The following is a 15,993-nucleotide window of genomic DNA, read 5'->3' on the forward strand; positions in this document are numbered from 1 at the left end:
AAGCGGCTCAGCTTCCCAGTCGTTGCCGGAGGCCCGTGGCTCGTAGGGCGCGGCGACCGAGCGCCAACCGCACGGAGTCCTCGCCGCCGACCACTCGCACGCGATCGACCGCCCGCGTGATCGCCGTGTAGAAGAGCTCCCGGGTCAGCAGCCGGGACTCTTCGTTCGGGAGTAGGACGGTGACCTCGGCGGCCTGGCTGCCCTGCGACTTGTGGATGGTCATGGCGTGCAGGGTCTCGATGTTGCCGAGCCGGCTGGGCGCGAAGTCGCGGCGTCCGCGAGCACCCGCGATGCACACCCGCAGCGAGCCGTCCGGACGGCGGATCGTCACGCCGACGTCACCGTTGTAGATGCCGAGCGCGTAGTCGTTCGCCGTCACCAGCACCGGGCGCCCGACGTACCAGGTGTCCCAGAGCGGGTCCTCGGTCTCCTCGGTGATCCAGCGTTCGACGGTCCGGTTCCACTGCTGCACACCCCACGGACCTTCCCGGTGCGCGCACAGCAACCGATGCCGGTCGACCGCGGCCAGCGCGGCGTCGGCGTCGCCCGCCTCCGCAGCCGCGCGGATCGCCAGTACGTCGGGCAGCATCGCCGCCCGCAACGTCTCCCGCGGATCGTCCTCCTCGACGAACACCACCCGCTCGTCGCCGCCTCGCAACACACTCAGTACGTCGTCCGCACGATCCTCCCGTACGGCGAGCGCCAACTCCCCGATCTCACTGCCGAACCGGTGCGACGTCCGCAGCTCCGCCGCCTCGATGTGGCCTCCGGCAACCAATCCGTCGACCAGGTCGGCGAGCACCGCACCGGCCTCGATCGAGGCGAGCTGATCGGGATCCCCGACCAGGATCAGCCGCGCGCCGGGCCGCACCGCTTCGAGCAGCCGCGCCATCATCGTCAGCGAGACCATCGACGTCTCGTCGACCACGATGATGTCGTGCGGCAGCCGGTTCGTCCGGTCGTGCCGGAACCGGCTCGACGAATCGGGCCGACGCCCGAGCAGCATGTGCAACGTCCGAGCGTGGAAGTCACCCAGCCGTGCGGTGTCCTCCGGGGAGAGCCGGTCGGACATCTCCCGCCGTACGGCCTCCTCCAGACGCGCCGCCGCCTTGCCCGTCGGTGCGGTCAACGCGATCCACGGGCGTCGCTCCCCCGCGATCTCCGCCTGCTCGGCCAGCACCGCCAACAGTCCAGCGACCGTCGTCGTCTTACCAGTACCCGGCCCACCCGTAAGCACCGTCGTCCATTGCCGAGCCGCGGTCTCCGCGGCGGCGCGCTGTTCGACGTACGAGTCACCAGGGAACAAGCGATCGAGGCCTGCGCGCAGTACGGTCTCATTGGCGATCGCCGGCGCCAGCCGCGCGGTCCGACTGCGGAGGTCCTGCTCAACCTGCGACTCCTCGCGCCAGTAGCGGTCGAAGTACAACAGCGTCCCGTCGAGCCGCAACGGAAAAGGAGCCCCGAGCAACGGACTCGCCGCCAGCGCCGCCCGCCAGGCGTCCAGCTCAGGCCAGTCCAACGAAGCGCCTTCCTCGCCGACCTCCTCGCGCACCTCGGTCAGATCCAGACAGATCGACCCGGCCCGTACGGCGCGCGCCACCAACGCACACGCCAGCGCGACCGTCTCGTCGGTCTCGCCCAGCATCGACGTCAACCGCGACGCGACGTGCACGTCCGCGGCCAGGATCACGCCGGCCTGGTTGAACTCCCGCAGCCGCCCGGTCGCGCCGAGCGCCAGCGACGAGTCGAACTCGTCCACAGTCGTCGTCATCAAGCCCTCCCATCCAGCAGTTCGGACAGCGCGACGACCAGTGCCGAAGGCAACGGCCAGCTGAACACTCCGGTCGGATGCCCGTCCACCACGGGCGTCTCCGCACCACACATCCCACGCACATACAGGTAAACCACCCCGCCGAGATGCTTCGAAGGCTCGTACCCAGGCTGCCTCCACCGCAGATACCTGTGCAGCACAACGGAGTAGAGCATCGCCTGCAGCGGATAGTCCGAGTGCAGCATCGCCGCGCCCAGCTGGTCCTGCGTGTAGTCAGCGGAGGTCGACGGCACCTCCTGGTCCCCAAGGCGGTTCGTCTTGTAGTCGACCACCACGAACCGATCACCAGGCGCCCGCAGTACGACGTCGATCGACCCCGTCAGGTACCCGCGCAGACTCTGCCCACCGAGCAACGGCTGCTCCAGCCTTTCGGCGTACGGAAGCAACGGATCGTCCGCCGGCAGATGCGCGCGCAGCAGCGGCGCCAGTTCCTCCAGCCGTACGTCGACGCCCGCGTCGTCGCCACCGGCCAACGGGATCTCGAAGTCCAGCTCGCGCAGCCGATCCTTACGTCCGAGCTCACCAAGCGTCAGCCCAGGAACGAGCGGACCGAGCGGCGTTGTGTGCATCGGCAACATCGCCGTCGCCAGCACGTCCGGCGCCACGTCCACTCGCCACAACGGCAGCTGCTCCCGGATCCGCTCGGTCAGCTCCGCGTGCAGATCGGCCGCGAGAGGATCGGCGTCCTCCAGCACCCCGTGCACCAGCGACCCGAACTCGGCGCCGACCGGCAGCCCGTCCATCGGCGACGGCAGCGCCTCAACGTCGGAGGAAACGGTCGGCACCACATCCAGCGCCTCGTCCTCGAGCTGACTCTCCTCCGGTTCACTCGTGACGCCGGACTGCTGCTCGGCCGCCCGGATCAATCCCGAGTACGACGTACGCCGCCACGCCAGATCGACCTCACGTGAGAACGTCGCAATCCCCAGCCCACCAGGCAACTGCGCATCCAGCGGCTCGACCTGTTCGCCGATCACCGACTCCTCGATCACCGGACCACCGGCCTGCTGCCAGCGCCGCAACCAGATCAGCACCTCGTCGTCCGACGACGCCCGATCCAGCTGGTCGGGCACCACCGGCTCGCCCTGCTTGCGTCCGCGCAGCAGTCGCGACACTCCCCCGTTGATCTCGTCCCACGACGGCGCCCACCAGGCCACCACCTGCGACTGCGCACGGGTCAGCGCGACGTACGTGAGCCGGATGTCGTCACCGGCAACCTCGGCCCGCCAGAGCTTCTCGTTCGCCGCGTACCCGGGACGGTTCGGCCCACCGATGTCGAGACTCCGTACGCCGTCCTGGTGGAACAGCAGCAGGTCCTCGTCGTCGAAGATGTGCCGGTTGAACCCGAACGGCAGGTAGACGATCGGGTACTGCAGCCCCTTGCTCACCCACACCGTCATGATCTGGACCGCCGCCGCATCGCTGTCGAGCCGGCGCGTTCGCTCCGCCGTACGGCCCTTGCCGGTCGACTCCTGACGCAGCCAGTCGAGCAGCGCGGGCAGGCCGAACCGCTCCCGGTGCGCGGTCTCGTGCAGCAGCTCCGCCAGGTGCGCGAGGTCGGTCATGTCCCGCTCGCCACCACGCCAGCCGAGAACGCGATCCGCCATCCCCCGCAGCTGAGCGGCCTCGAACACCGCGGCCACGCCACGAGTCCGCAGGAGATCGGCCCACGCACGCAGCGTCAGGCCGATCCGGTCAGTCAGGTCCTCGCCACCGGCGTACAGGCTGGCGGCGGTCTCGCCGAAGAACATCGTGGTCGCGGCGGCCCGGACCAGCCCGGATCGATGCGGCTGGTCGAAGGCCTCCAGCAGGCAGAGCCAGTCCTGCGCAGCCTGCGACGAGAAGATGTCGAGGTCACCGGAGTACACCGCGGGAATCCCCGCCTTGGCCAGCGCCTCCCGGCAGGCCCGCGCGTCCTTGTGCGCCTCGACGATCACCGCGATGTCGCCCGCCCGCACCGGTTGTCCGTCGTACGTCGCACCGGCGGCGAGCAGCTGGCCGATGTCGGCCGCGAGATCCCGGGTGATGTGGTCGCGGAGCTCGTCCATCGGCACGCTCTTGCGGCGTGGCGAGCCGAACAGCTCGCGCTGCGCGACCCGCAGCCGGAACGGCGCGTCGGAAGGCGCTCCGGCCAGTCGCGAGCCCTGGTGATGCGCCTCGACGGCGTGCACAACGATGTCCTCGTGCCCGAGCCGGGCTCCGCCGAGGACAACCTGCAGGCAGTCCACGAGCGGCTGGTCGCTGCGCCAGTTGGTCCCAAGAGTCCGGCGCTGACCGGCGGTCTCCGCCGCCGTCAGGTACGTCGCGATGTCGCCGCCGCGGAACGCGTAGATGGCCTGCTTCGGATCGCCGATCAGGACCAGCGTGCTGTACCCGTTGAAGGCCCGGTCGATCACCTTCCACTGCACCGGGTCGGTGTCCTGGAACTCGTCGACCATCACCACCGACCACCGCCGCTGCATCCGCTGCCGCGCCGGTGCCGCCGGCTCCTCCAGCGCGGTCGCGAGCCGGGTCAGCAGGTCGTCGTACCCGAGGATGCCGAGCCGGCGCTTGCGTCGCTCGACCTCGGCCAGTACGGCGTGCGCGAACGCGACCCGGACGCCCGCGGGCGACGACTCGTCGGCCTGCTCGGGCACCAGCCGGGTGTGCGGATTGTTGACCACCTTGAGCGCGAGCTCCAACGCGACCGCCCGGGTGATCGGCGGCTTGTCGGCCGAGCGCGCGAACAGCGCGAGGTACAGGTCGTCGACGACCTCGGTGACCAGGTCGGTCAGGTCCTCGACCAAGGTCACCCCGGCGTCGGTGTCACCGGCGACACCGAGCGACCGCAGTACGAGCTGGCAGAACTGGTGGGTCGTCGCGATCGTGGCCGCGTCGAAGTTCGCCAACGCGTCGCGCAGCCGGCTGTGGCGGACGGCGACCTCGTCCTCGCTGCCGCGGGCGAGATGACCCAGCAGCCCCGGATCGTCCTGCCACGCCTTGGGTTCGGCGAGCGCCTGCTCGGCGTCCGAGATCTGCGAACGCACCCGTTCGCGCAGTTCCTGGCTGGCCGCGCGGCCGAAGGTGATCAGCAGCATCTCGTCGAGCCGCGCCGCGCCTTCCGCGACGTACCGGGTGACGAGCCCGGCGAGAGCGTAGGTCTTGCCGGTGCCCGCGCTGGCTTCGAGCACGGTGGTTCCACTCGGCAGCGGGCCGAGGAGGTCGAAGGAGTCCATCAGCGGGCTCCCTGCTCGAAGCGGAGCATCGGTTCCCAGACGCGGGCGGCGTAGGCACCGAGCCGGGTCGGTTCGCCGTGCCGCTCTTCGCCGGGTCGCGTCGGTTCGAGCAGGACCTTGAGCGGCATGTTCGGGCCCCAGACGCGGACGTGGGCGGGGTCGGCGTTCTCGCCGTCGTAGTTCGTCGGCTTCCAGCGCCGCCCGGCCGCGACCATCGGATCGTCGTCGGTACGACGGGCTTGGCACCAGGCGAACGACGTCTTCAACGGCAACGGCAGCGGCGCTTGGCGACCGGCGTCGTACACGGCGACCAGGTCGTTCAGGAACGTGCGCGCCTGCGCGTCGACCGGGCCGAAGCCCCGAGTCCCCGACCCGGTCATGCGGCTGTTGCTGGGCCGCCCGATCGCCAGTCCCGTCCAATTGTGGTCCTCGTCGTTGGCCGACAGCGCCAGCAACTGGATCCAGGAGGTCAGCAACTGCTTGGCGTCGAGCCGCGAGTAGCTCACCGAGACCAGGCGGTGCCCGTAGACACTCGGCACCGTCCCGGTCAGCCTCCGACCACCGAGGTCGATGTCCACGTCGAACGCCTTCGCCTCACCTTGGCGATGCGGATGGGCAGCGACCGCCAGGCTGCGGGCGATGTCGCGGATCTCGGCCGCGGTCCGCCAGCCGAGGCGTCCCGGCGGCAGCGTCCCGCGGCGCCACTCGGCCTGCAGCGCGGAGTCCGGGTGGATCCCGTCCAGCATGTCGCGCAGCATCCGGTCGCCGACGCCCCACTTCTCCAGGTTGTCGATCTCGACCGGCATCGCGTCCGAGACGCCGTCGACCTCCCACGGCAGCGTCACGTCGAGCGCCCGGAAGAAGCCCTTCACCGGATCCTTGAAGAACGCGATCAGCTCCGCGAGCCCGACATCCTCACCGCGGGCCAGCGTCAGCGGCTCGGAGACGAACGCCGGCCGCGGCGCCCGCGATCCACCGCCGACGCGCGCCGCGACGAGCGCGGTCGGGTCGAACGTGAACGGACCCGGCGCACCGAGCCGACCGGGTTCGAGGTTCTTCCGGTCGAACGGCTGCAGCGGATGCTTCACGACGACGGTGTCCCGTACGGGCGACTCCGTCGTACGGTCGAGGGCATCGACCAGCTCACCCAGCGGTACGGCGGGCGGCCGCGGCTGACCCGAGTACTCGTTGGCGCCCGTGTAGGTGATCACCAGCGACTCGGTCGCCGCCAGGATCGCGTCGAGCATCAGTTGCCGGTCCTCGCTGCGGACATCGCGCTCGCCGGTGACCGGGCGCCGAGCCAGTACGTCGTCCCCGTCGGACAAGCCGAACCGCGGGAACACCCCGTCGTCCAGACCGAGCAGGCAGATCACCCGGTGCGGCACCGACCGCATCGGCACCATCGTGCAAACGGTCAACGTGCCGCTGCGGAAGTTCGCACGGGTCGGCCGCCCGGCCAGGTGCGCCGACAGCAACGACCGTACGTCGGCCAGCCGCAACGCCATCCCCGTGAGCTCCCCCGCGCCGGCGGCGACCTGGGCGAACTCACGCTGGACCTGACCGATCTGCCAACCGTCGTCGTGGCTGACCGAGGTCAGCCGGTCGATCCCGCCGCGCAACGCGTCGAGCCAGGCCGTCAGTGGCTGGGTGCCGTCGAGCAGATCCGTTGCCGCACGCAACCGATCGACATACTCGGCGAACCGTCCGGCCAGCTCGATCCGGGTGCTGCCGACGTCGTCGAGCGGCAGCGTGGTGTCGATCCAGGCGTGCGCGTCGGCCGACATCGTGACTCCGGCGAGCACCCGGTCGAGACCGAACTGCCAGGTGTTCTGCGGGAAGTCGGCCAAGCCGTAGCGGTCGCGATCCTCGCGGCCGAACGCCCACCGGACGCCGGACTCGCGCACCCACGCCGTCACGGTGTCGAGGTCGTCGTCGGTGAAGCGGAAGCGCCGTCGTACGGGCTCTGACTGGGCCAGGTCGAGCACCTGACTGGCCGTCGCTCGACTGCCTGCGAGATCAAGCAACTGGGAGGCAACGGCCAGCAGCGGATTCGTCTGGGTCAGCGACCGATCGGCCAGTTGCACGCGCAGCTTGTGCGCCGGGTGGCCGTTCCGGTCGAGGTCGGCCAGACCGAAACGGGCGCTGATCAGCGGCGCGTAGGTCTCGATGTCCGGGCACATGACGAGGATGTCCCGCGGCTCCAGCGTCGGGTCGGCCTGGAGCATCCCGAGCAGGACCTCCCGCAGTACGTCGACCTGCCGGGCGGTGCCGTGACAGGCGTGCACCTGCACGCTGCGGTCGTGCGGAGCGAGCCGGCGTCCCTCAGCGGCGACAGTGTTGCCGCGCAGATCCTGCTGCAGCCACCCAAGCAGCGTGTCCGGCGCGGCCGGCGATCCGACATGGCTGTCGACCGTCGGAACAGCCGCGAGGGCCAGCTCCAGTTCACGGCTGTCGCGCCCGAGCGTGGCCAGCAACGGGTGATCGGCCTGCTGGTGGCTCGTGTCCTCGGCGCGGACGCCTGCGGTCGCACCCTGCAACCGCTCCCAGAGCGCGCCGCTCGGGTTGGGCAGCCAGACATGGACGTCGCGGTTCTCGGCCACCGCGGCGATCAGCTCGATCTCGGTCGACGGCAGGCGGGTGTGCCCGAACAGCGACAGGCGACTCGGCAGCTCGAAGGCTGACGGCTCCGCGCGGAGTTTCGCGACGGTCTCCGCGTGGCGAGCCGCGGGCGGCGGCGCGTCGATGCGCGTGACCAGCCGGCGCCAGAGCTCGGGCTGCCAGGACAGGTCACTGTCGATCGTCGTACCGAGACCATCGGTGTCACGCCCGTCGCTCCAGTCCGCGAGCAGCGTCGGGCGTTGGACGGCGTACGCCGCGAACAAGCGCGCGAGCCGCGACGCGACGGCGTACCGGCGTCCACGCCGCAGCTCGCCCTCCGCGCCGGTGTCGAAATGACCGAGATGCCTCGCGACCGGCTCGCACCAGGGCTGGTCGAGCGAGTCATCCAGTACGGCGAGCAGCGGCCACGTCATCGCGTCCGCGGCCCACGGGTCGTCGTCGCTGATCCCCAGCACCGTCGACACCAGCGAGCGCGGCGACGTGAACCGGACACCAGCACACACCCCGTCCCGACCGGTCGGACCAGCACCCAACCGGTGGGACAGCCGCTGCGAAAGCCAGCGCTCGACCCCCTTCGCCGGTACGACGACGAGCTCCTCGGCGAACGGGTCACCGAGCGGTACGGCGAGCAGGTCGCCGAGACCGTCGGCGAGCACGTCGGTCCGCTCGGCGCGGTGCAGGTACAGGGTCACCGTGGAAAGCATGCCACGCGACGCGGCGCGCTTTGGCGAAGGTGTGGACTACCAGTCGTGAACCGTTCCGTCCTTCAGCCGGTTGTACGGAAGATAGGCCGGCTGGTACGGGTACTTGGCCGCCGCTTCCTCGTCCAACTCGACGCCGAGGCCGGGCTCGTTGCCGGGGTGCAGGTAGCCGTTGGTGAACGTGAAGGTCTGCCGGAACACCTCGTTCGTCGCCGCGCCGTGCTGCATGTACTCCTGGATGCCGAAGTTGTGGATCGCCAGGTCCAGGTGCAGCCCGGCCGCCATCCCGACGGGTGAGATGTCGGTCGGGCCGTGGATGCCGGACTTGATCTGGTACTGCGCGGCGTAGTCGAGCAGCTTGCGCATCGCGGTGATCCCGCCGGTGTGGGTGACCGCCGACCGCACGTAGTCGATCAGCTGGTCCTTGATCAGCGTCTGGTAGTCCCAGATCGTGTTGAAGACCTCGCCGATCGCCAGCGGCGTCGTGGTGTGCTGCCGGACCAGCCGTAGGGCGTCCTGGTTCTCGGCCGGCGTGCAGTCCTCCATCCAGAACAGGTCGTACGGCTCCAGGTCCTTGCCCAGCCGCGCGGCCTGGATCGGCGTCAGCCGGTGATGGACGTCGTGGAGCAGTGGTAGCTCGGGCCCGAACTCGTTCCGGACCGCCTCGAAGACCGTCGGGATGTGCCGCAGGTACGCGCGGGTGTCCCAGTCCTCCTCCATCGGCCGCGCGATCCGCTGGGCCGGCTCGTAGTGCTGCTCGGGCTCCTCGCCGACCGGCGCTCGTACGCCGTACACGGCGTCGATGCCCGGGATCGACGTCTGCACCCGGATCGAGCGGAAGCCCTGGTCGAGGCGCTGCCGGATCGAGTCGAACAGCTCCTCCTGATCGCGCCCGGACGCGTGGCCGTACGCCATCAGCCCGTTCCGCGAGGCGCCGCCGAGCAGCTGGTACAGCGGCATCCCGGCCGCCTTGGCCTTGAGGTCCCACAGCGCGACGTCGACCGCCGCGATCGCGGCCATCGTGACCGGACCGCGCCGCCAGTACGCCGACCGGTACAGGAACTGCCAGGTGTCCTCGATCCGGTGGGCGTCGCGGCCGACCAGCAGCGGGACGACGTGGTCGGTCAGGTACGACGCCACCGACAGCTCGCGGCCGTTCAAGGTGGCGTCACCCCAGCCGACCAGTCCGTCGTCGGTGGTCAGTTTGAGCGTGACGAAGTTCCGGTCCGGGCTCGTCACGATCACGTCGGCGGTGGCGATGTTCACGCTTCGGGTTCCTCCTTGACCTGGGCAACCAGTTGGGTCGGGTTGACGAACCGCAAGGCGATCACGAGCAGCACCATCATCACCGTCATGTAGATCACAGCCATCGCGTCCACCGACTGCTGCGCCCTGATCCCGGCCGCGTTCATCGAGTTGAACAATGCCACGACCAGCGTGCTCGAGTCCGGCCCGGCCGTCAGGAAGGTCAGCTCGAACATGCCCACGGTGCGGACCAGCACCAGGATCGACGAGGCCAGGATGCCCGGCACGAGCAGCGGCGCGAGGATCCGGGTGAAGACCGCCAGGGTCCGGGCGCCGGACATCCGGGCGGCCCGCTCGATCGCCGGGTCGATCTGCTCGATGAACGGCGTCATGGTGAGGATGACGAACGGCACGCACGGGACGAGGTTCGCCAGGATCACGCCGGACAGGTGGCCGGCCAGACCGAACTTGTAGAGCACGGTCGCCAGCGGGATGCCGTACGTGATCGGCGGCATCATGATCGGCAGCAGGAACGCCAGGAACACGATCCGCTTCCCGGGGAAGGTCCGCCGGGCCAGCACGTACGACGCAGGTACGCCGACCAGAACCGACAGCACGACCACGGCGGCGGCGACCTCGAGGGTGACCACGACGACCTGGAACAGACCGAAGTCCTGCCAGGCCTCGCTGTACCACTGGGTGGTGTAGCCCTGCGGGAGCCAACTGCCGAACCAGCGGGTGCCGAACGAGTTCACCAGCACCGACCCGACGATCCCGAGCAGGAACACGCCGAACAGCGCCACCGCGCCCCAGACGAGCCAGCCGGCCGGGCTCGCGACGATGCGTCTCTTCGTGGAAGTCGTGGTCATCAGCCTTTACCTCCGGTCGAGCCCACGTAGAACCGGCTGCGCCACCACAGCACGACGGCGATGACCAGCAACTCGACCACGCCCATGATCACCGCGATCGCCGAGGCGAACGGGTAGTCGTACTGCTCGTAGGCCGCCTGGTACGCCGCGATCGAGATCACCCGCGTCGAGCCGGTCGGATCGCCGACCAGGATCGCCGACGGGAACACGCTGAACGCCAGCACGAAGGTCAGGCAGAACGTCGTCGCCAGCCCGGGCGCCAGCAGCGGCAGCGTGATCCGCCGGAAGCGCGCTCGCCAGTCCGCACCGAGCGTGGCGGCAGCGCGCTCCAGGCTCGGGTCGATCCCGGACAGGTAGGACAGGATCAGCAGGAACGCGAACGGGAAACCGGTGATCACCAGCGAGAAGAAGACACCCCAGTAGTTGTTGATCAGCCCCAACGGCTGGTCGATCAGACCGATGCCCTGCAGCGCGCGGTTGAGCCAGCCGGCCGGGCCGGCGAAGTTCAGCAGGCCCTCCGCGGTGAGCACCGTCCCCAGAGTGATCGGTACGACGAGCAGCGTCGTGATCAGCCGCTTGCCGCGGAACCGCCCACGCATCCGGTACGCGATCGGCACCGAGGCGAGCACGTTGAACAGCGCCGCCGGGACGGCAAGCCGCAACGTCTTCCAGATCGTGTCGCGCTGGAACGCGTCGGAGAAGAACCGCTGGTAGTCCCCGAACGCGCCGCCGCCCTTCGTCGGCTGGAACGACAGTCCAAGCCCGTACAGGAAGGGGTAGATGAACAACGCGATGACGAAGACCAGCGCCGGCAGGAGCAGCAGCAACCCGCTGTCCACTCCCCTCTCGGCCAACCGGTGCCGAACGCTCAGCGAGGTGCTCATGGGAACACCAGAACCTTCTCCGGATCCACCGAGATGACGATCCGGTCCTCGGGCGCCAGCCGCTCCGCGGTCAGCAGGTGCAGCCGCTGCCCCTGGTCGGTCCGCGCCTCGACGGCCACTTCGCGACCCTGGTACTCGACGACCTCCACGACCGCCTGCAGACCCGTGCCCGCCGATCCGTCCGGCGGCTGCACGACCAGATCCTGAGGCCGTACGCCGACCACCACGTCGTCGCCCGCCGAGACCTCGCCCATCGCAGTACCGACCAGTCGCATTCCCTTGCCCTCGACAACCACCTTCGAGGCGTCGACCTGAGTGGCCGCCAGCTGGAAGAGGTTCCGGAAGCCCATGAAGTCGGCGACGTGCCAGTTCACCGGCCGGGTGTGCAGCTCCTCCGGCGTACCGACCTGCTGGACCTCGCCGCTGCGCAGCACCACCAGGCGGTCGGCCATCGACAGCGCCTCCTCCTGGTCGTGCGTCACGTACACCGTGGTGAGCCCGAGCGACTGGTGCAGGCGACGGATCTCGGTCCGCATCTCCAGCCGCAGCTTCGCGTCCAGGTTGCTCAGCGGTTCGTCCATCAGTACGACGGAAGGCTCGAGTACGACGGCTCGCGCGATCGCGACGCGTTGCTGCTGACCACCCGACAGCTGACCGGGCAGCTTCCCGGCGTGCTCCTCCAGCTGCACCAACTTGATCGCCGCCTCGGTCCGGCTCGCGATCTCCGGCTTCGGCAGGCGCCGCATCTGCAACCCGAACGCGATGTTGCCGCGCACGGTCATGTGCGGGAAGAGCGCGTAGTTCTGGAACACCATGCCGAAGCCGCGACGCTCGGGCGGCAGCGTGTCGATCCGCCGGTCGTCCTGCCAGATGCTTCCGGCCGTCAGCGGGAGCAGCCCGGCCAGGCAGTTCAGCGCGGTCGACTTGCCGCATCCGGACGGTCCAAGCAGCGCGATGAACTCACCCGCCCGCACGGTCAGGTCGAGGCCTTTCAGGGCCGCGTGGCCGCCGAAGCTCCGGCCGACGCCCTCCAGGCGCAGCTCGGAGAATCCCTTGTCCTGGGTCATTTCTGGACCTTCGCCCCACCGATCTCACGATCCCACTTGTCGAACGCCGCGACCATCGCCTTGTTCTCCAGCGGGACCTCCTTCGGCGTGCTCTCGATCAGCGCGGCGTACTCCGGCCGGCCGAACTTCGCGATCGCGTCCTGGCTCTTCTGCGGTGCCATCGAGATGTCGACGCCCTCGACCGCCGGGCCGGGGTAGAAGTAGCCGTCGTCGTACGCCTTGGCCTGCTGCTCCTTGGTCAGCATGAACTGCACCAATTGCAGTACGGCGGCCTGCTGGTCGGCCGACGCGCCCTTCGGGACCACGGCGTAGTGCGCGTCGGTGACCCAGTGGAACCCCTTCAGCGTGGTGATCTTCGCGTCTTCGGGGACCGAGCCGAGAACGCGCGGGTTGATGTCCCAGCCGGTCGTGGAAGCGACGATGTTCGCCGTACCGTTGGCCAGGTCCTTCATCGTCTGGGTGGTGCCGGTCGGGTAGTTCTTGACGTACTTGTTCAGCTCGGCCAGGTAGGCCCAGGTCTTGGCCCAGCCGTTGATCGGATCCTTCGGGTCGCTGTCACCGAGGACGTACGGCAGGCCCATCAGGAACGTCCGGCCCGGGCCGGAGTTGGCAGGCCGCGCGTACTCGACCTTGCCCGGGTTCGCCTTGGCGTAGGCGAGCAGCTCGTCGGCCGATTTCGGCGGCGTGGGCACCTTGCTCGGCAGGTACTCCAGCAGCGGCCCGGACGGGTAGTACGTGACGGTGATCCCGGAGTTGCCGGCCAACGCCTGCATCTTGGCCGCAGGCTCCTGGTACGTGCTCATGTTGCTGAGCCGGTCCTTGTACTTCGGCAACAGGTCCTGCCACAAACCCTGCTCCGCGCCGGCCGACAGCCCGTCGGTCCCGGTGAGCACCAGGCCGATGTCGACCCGGCCAGCGCCTTGCTGGGCCTTGATCTTGCCGACCAGATCCGGCGCGGTGGCCTTCTGGTAGGTCACTTTCGAGATGACGTCCGGGTTCTTCTCGACGAACTCGTCGATCATGCCCTGGGTGAGCTGCAGGTTGCCGGCCACGTCGAGGATGTTCAGCACGACGGCCTTCGACGGCTTGTCGGGCGCGTCTCCCCCGCTGTCACCCGACTGACCGGACGGTGCGCTCGGAGCGCCGCAGCCGAACAGCAGGCCGGCGAGCGCGGCACCCGAGGCGAGAAGCGTGGTGCGCCTGGTGAGAGGCATGGGCGGGGGTCCCTTCGTCAGTGCCGTGGAGTACGGCGGCGACCGGTCGAACCGGTCGCGGGGGCGGTGGAGTTGCGGACGATCAGTTCCGAGGACAGTTCGCGGATCGGGCCGGTCCCGGCACCGTCCGCGGTGAGCAGGTGGACGAGGAGATCCACGGCTGCGCGACCTGCGGCGTCCTTGGGCAGGTCGAGGGTGGTGAGTGCGGGGTCGACCATCGACGACATCGCGATGTTGTCGATGCCGACCACACTGACGTCCGCCGGTACGGCGACGCCGCGGTCGCGCAGCCCGCCGACCACGCCGGTCGCGACCAGGTCGTTGTAGCCGACGGCCGCAGTGACACCGGAGATGACCACGCCTTCGGCGGCGTCGGTCCCGCCGTCGAACGTCGGGTCGAAGTTGCCGAGCAGCACCAGCTCGAGCCCTGCGTTGTCACACTCGGACCGCAGCGCCTTGAGCCGGCCCCGATTGCTCCAGCTGGTCCGCGGGCCGGCGACGTACCCGATCCTTCGATGGCCGAGGTCGACCAGGTGCCGGACGATCTGGCCCATGCCGTCGGCGTTGTCGACGGCGACGGCCGGGATCGGACCCTCTCGACGATTGACCAGTACGACGGGAACCAGGCGTGCGGCCTCGCGCAGCTCGGCGGGTTTCATCCTGGGTGAGCACAGGACGACGCCGTCGACCTGTTCAGCCAGGTTGCGGACCAGGCCGAGCTCGGCGGACGCGTCCTCGTCGGTGTCGACGACGAAGACCTGGTAGTCGGCGCGGTGGGCGGCCTGCTGGATGCCCTTGACGATCGAGGGGAAGAACGGGTTCGCCAGGTCGGGCAGCAGCAGGCCGAAGTTCCCGGTCCTTCCCGTGGTGAGCCCGCGGGCCGCACGGTTGGGTCGGTAGCCGAGGTGCTCGGCCACCTTCATCACGCGGTCGCGCGTCGCCGCCTCGACGACCTCGGGCATCGACAACGCCCGCGAGACGGTCGACACCGAGACGCCGGCCGCCTTCGCGACATCGCGAAGCGTCACCCCGTCCCGTGGTCTCCTCGCCTGCGGCCGGTGCATGGGGACAGAGTTTGCAATCGTTTGCAGGCGATGTCAACAGTCAAAGCTTGGAGACCGTCTAACCGCTGGAATCGTCGCCGAATCCCCTGTCCACACAGGCGAATTCCCGAAACCTTTCGATGGCAGTGGCCCGGGAAGGCTTCATGCAACCCTTTGCACTACCCGTCGAAGGCCAGCAGTACCTTGCTCGAGAGAGCCGGATCAGCAGCCTGCTGGAAAGCAGCCTCGGCGTCGGCGAAGGGGAAGACCGCGGTGACGACGGACGCGAAGAGCAGAGGATGCGCGGCCATGATCGCGAGCGCCTCGGGCAGCTCGGAGGAGAAGCGACTCGAGCCGGCGATGGTCAGCTCCCTGGTCACCGCAAGGTGCAGCGGCGCACTGACCCCTTGGGACGGAAGATGACCGATCTGCACGATCGCCCCACCGGGGCGCAGCGCTTCGAGCGCCATCGCGACGGCCGATGGTGCACCGGACGACTCGACCGCGACATCGACGTCCGGCACCTGCTCGGCGATCGAAGTCGACGCGGCCACCGGGTCGGCGCCGATCGGCCGGCGCGTCGGGACCGCGGACGTCCGGTCGGCGCGGATGGTGCGGGTCGCGCCGATGCTCCTCGCGACTTCGAGTGGCTGGTCGTGGAGGTCGGTCACCGTCACGGACCGCGCGCCGGCGGCGTACGTCAGTGCGACCGCGAGCAGGCCGATCGGCCCGGCGCCGGTGACCAGGACATCGCGACCCTCGACAGGATGTCCCAGTCGTTCGAGCCGTCGCAGGCCGTGCAGCACCACCGAGGCAGGCTCGGCCAGCGCGGCAGTCCGGAAGTCGAGCCCCTCCGGAATCGCGACCAACCGCGCCGCCGGCACCACCAAGCGCTCGACGAACCCACCGTCGATGTGCGGATCACGCGCTGCACTCCCGAAGTACCGCAGCTCCGGACACAGGTGCTGGTCACCGCGCCCACACGGCTCACACTCCCCGCACACCTGAGCCGGATGCACGGCGACCCTGATCCCGACCGCAGGTCCTGACCCGTCGTCGGCCGCACGTTCGACAACGCCGACGATCTCGTGCCCCAGCACCATCGGAGCCCGCAGCACCGACTCGCCGACCCGCCCCGACCGCCAGTAGTGCAGATCAGACCCGCAGATCCCGCCGTACACGACCCGCACGACGGCCTGATCCGGCTCAGCCTTCGGCACTTGCCGGTCGTCGACAATCAGCACGCCGGGCCGCGCCACGACCACAGCCTTCGTCCGCACTCAGATCACCGCCGTCTCGTGCACC

At 69.5% G+C, this 15,993-nt stretch carries 10 protein-coding genes; all 10 read right to left on the reverse strand.

Going from position 1 to position 15,993, the window contains the following annotated elements; translation table 11 throughout:
- Positions 1 to 7 precede the first annotated feature (7 nt).
- Positions 8 to 1,771, reverse strand: coding sequence for an exodeoxyribonuclease V subunit alpha (gene recD, locus ACYVIO_RS33880; RefSeq protein ID WP_460655027.1), 1,764 nt, complete (start codon positions 1,769 to 1,771; stop codon positions 8 to 10).
- Positions 1,771 to 5,046, reverse strand: a complete 3,276-nt coding sequence (locus ACYVIO_RS33885; RefSeq protein WP_460655028.1) for a UvrD-helicase domain-containing protein — start codon at positions 5,044 to 5,046, stop codon at positions 1,771 to 1,773. Before ACYVIO_RS33885 ends, recD begins: the two co-directional genes overlap by 1 nt.
- A complete protein-coding gene (gene recC, locus ACYVIO_RS33890) occupies positions 5,046 to 8,357 on the reverse strand; it encodes an exodeoxyribonuclease V subunit gamma (protein ID WP_460655029.1) in 3,312 nt (1,103 codons plus the stop codon). The genes ACYVIO_RS33885 and recC overlap by 1 nt, the downstream gene beginning before the upstream one ends.
- Positions 8,358 to 8,405: 48 nt before the next feature.
- Positions 8,406 to 9,632, reverse strand: a complete 1,227-nt coding sequence (gene manD / locus ACYVIO_RS33895; protein WP_460655030.1) for a D-mannonate dehydratase ManD — start codon at positions 9,630 to 9,632, stop codon at positions 8,406 to 8,408.
- Positions 9,629 to 10,480 (reverse strand): ABC transporter permease, encoded by an 852-nt coding sequence (locus ACYVIO_RS33900; RefSeq protein ID WP_460655031.1) that lies wholly within the window; start codon positions 10,478 to 10,480, stop codon positions 9,629 to 9,631. Before ACYVIO_RS33900 ends, manD begins: the two co-directional genes overlap by 4 nt.
- Positions 10,480 to 11,364 carry an ABC transporter permease gene (locus ACYVIO_RS33905; RefSeq protein WP_460655032.1) on the reverse strand — a complete coding sequence of 295 codons (885 nt, stop codon included), beginning with the start codon at positions 11,362 to 11,364 and terminating at the stop codon, positions 10,480 to 10,482. The genes ACYVIO_RS33900 and ACYVIO_RS33905 overlap by 1 nt, the downstream gene beginning before the upstream one ends.
- Positions 11,361 to 12,431: an ABC transporter ATP-binding protein gene (locus ACYVIO_RS33910; protein ID WP_460655033.1), complete on the reverse strand. Its 1,071-nt coding sequence runs from the start codon at positions 12,429 to 12,431 to the stop codon at positions 11,361 to 11,363. The genes ACYVIO_RS33905 and ACYVIO_RS33910 overlap by 4 nt, the downstream gene beginning before the upstream one ends.
- Positions 12,428 to 13,645, reverse strand: coding sequence for an extracellular solute-binding protein (locus ACYVIO_RS33915; RefSeq protein ID WP_460655034.1), 1,218 nt, complete (start codon positions 13,643 to 13,645; stop codon positions 12,428 to 12,430). Before ACYVIO_RS33915 ends, ACYVIO_RS33910 begins: the two co-directional genes overlap by 4 nt.
- Positions 13,646 to 13,662: 17 nt before the next feature.
- Entirely contained in the window at positions 13,663 to 14,673 is a 1,011-nt protein-coding gene (locus ACYVIO_RS33920) for a LacI family DNA-binding transcriptional regulator (RefSeq protein ID WP_460655035.1), read from the reverse strand.
- 194 nt (positions 14,674 to 14,867) lie between these two features.
- Complete coding sequence (locus tag ACYVIO_RS33925; RefSeq protein ID WP_460655036.1) at positions 14,868 to 15,968, reverse strand: L-idonate 5-dehydrogenase; 1,101 nt, start codon at positions 15,966 to 15,968, stop codon at positions 14,868 to 14,870.
- Positions 15,969 to 15,993 lie beyond the last annotated feature (25 nt).

The sequence above is a fragment of the Kribbella endophytica genome (assembly GCF_054781295.1).

Bases quoted from the DNA above. Each gene is read 5' to 3' on its own strand.
- ACYVIO_RS33900 (WP_460655031.1), bottom strand. From the start codon at position 10,480: ATGACCACGACTTCCACGAAGAGACGCATCGTCGCGAGCCCGGCCGGC.
- ACYVIO_RS33910 (WP_460655033.1), bottom strand. From the start codon at position 12,431: ATGACCCAGGACAAGGGATTCTCCGAGCTGCGCCTGGAGGGCGTCGGC.
- ACYVIO_RS33915 (WP_460655034.1), bottom strand. From the start codon at position 13,645: ATGCCTCTCACCAGGCGCACCACGCTTCTCGCCTCGGGTGCCGCGCTC.
- ACYVIO_RS33885 (WP_460655028.1), bottom strand. From the start codon at position 5,046: ATGGACTCCTTCGACCTCCTCGGCCCGCTGCCGAGTGGAACCACCGTG.
- ACYVIO_RS33905 (WP_460655032.1), bottom strand. From the start codon at position 11,364: ATGAGCACCTCGCTGAGCGTTCGGCACCGGTTGGCCGAGAGGGGAGTG.
- recD (WP_460655027.1), bottom strand. From the start codon at position 1,771: ATGACGACGACTGTGGACGAGTTCGACTCGTCGCTGGCGCTCGGCGCG.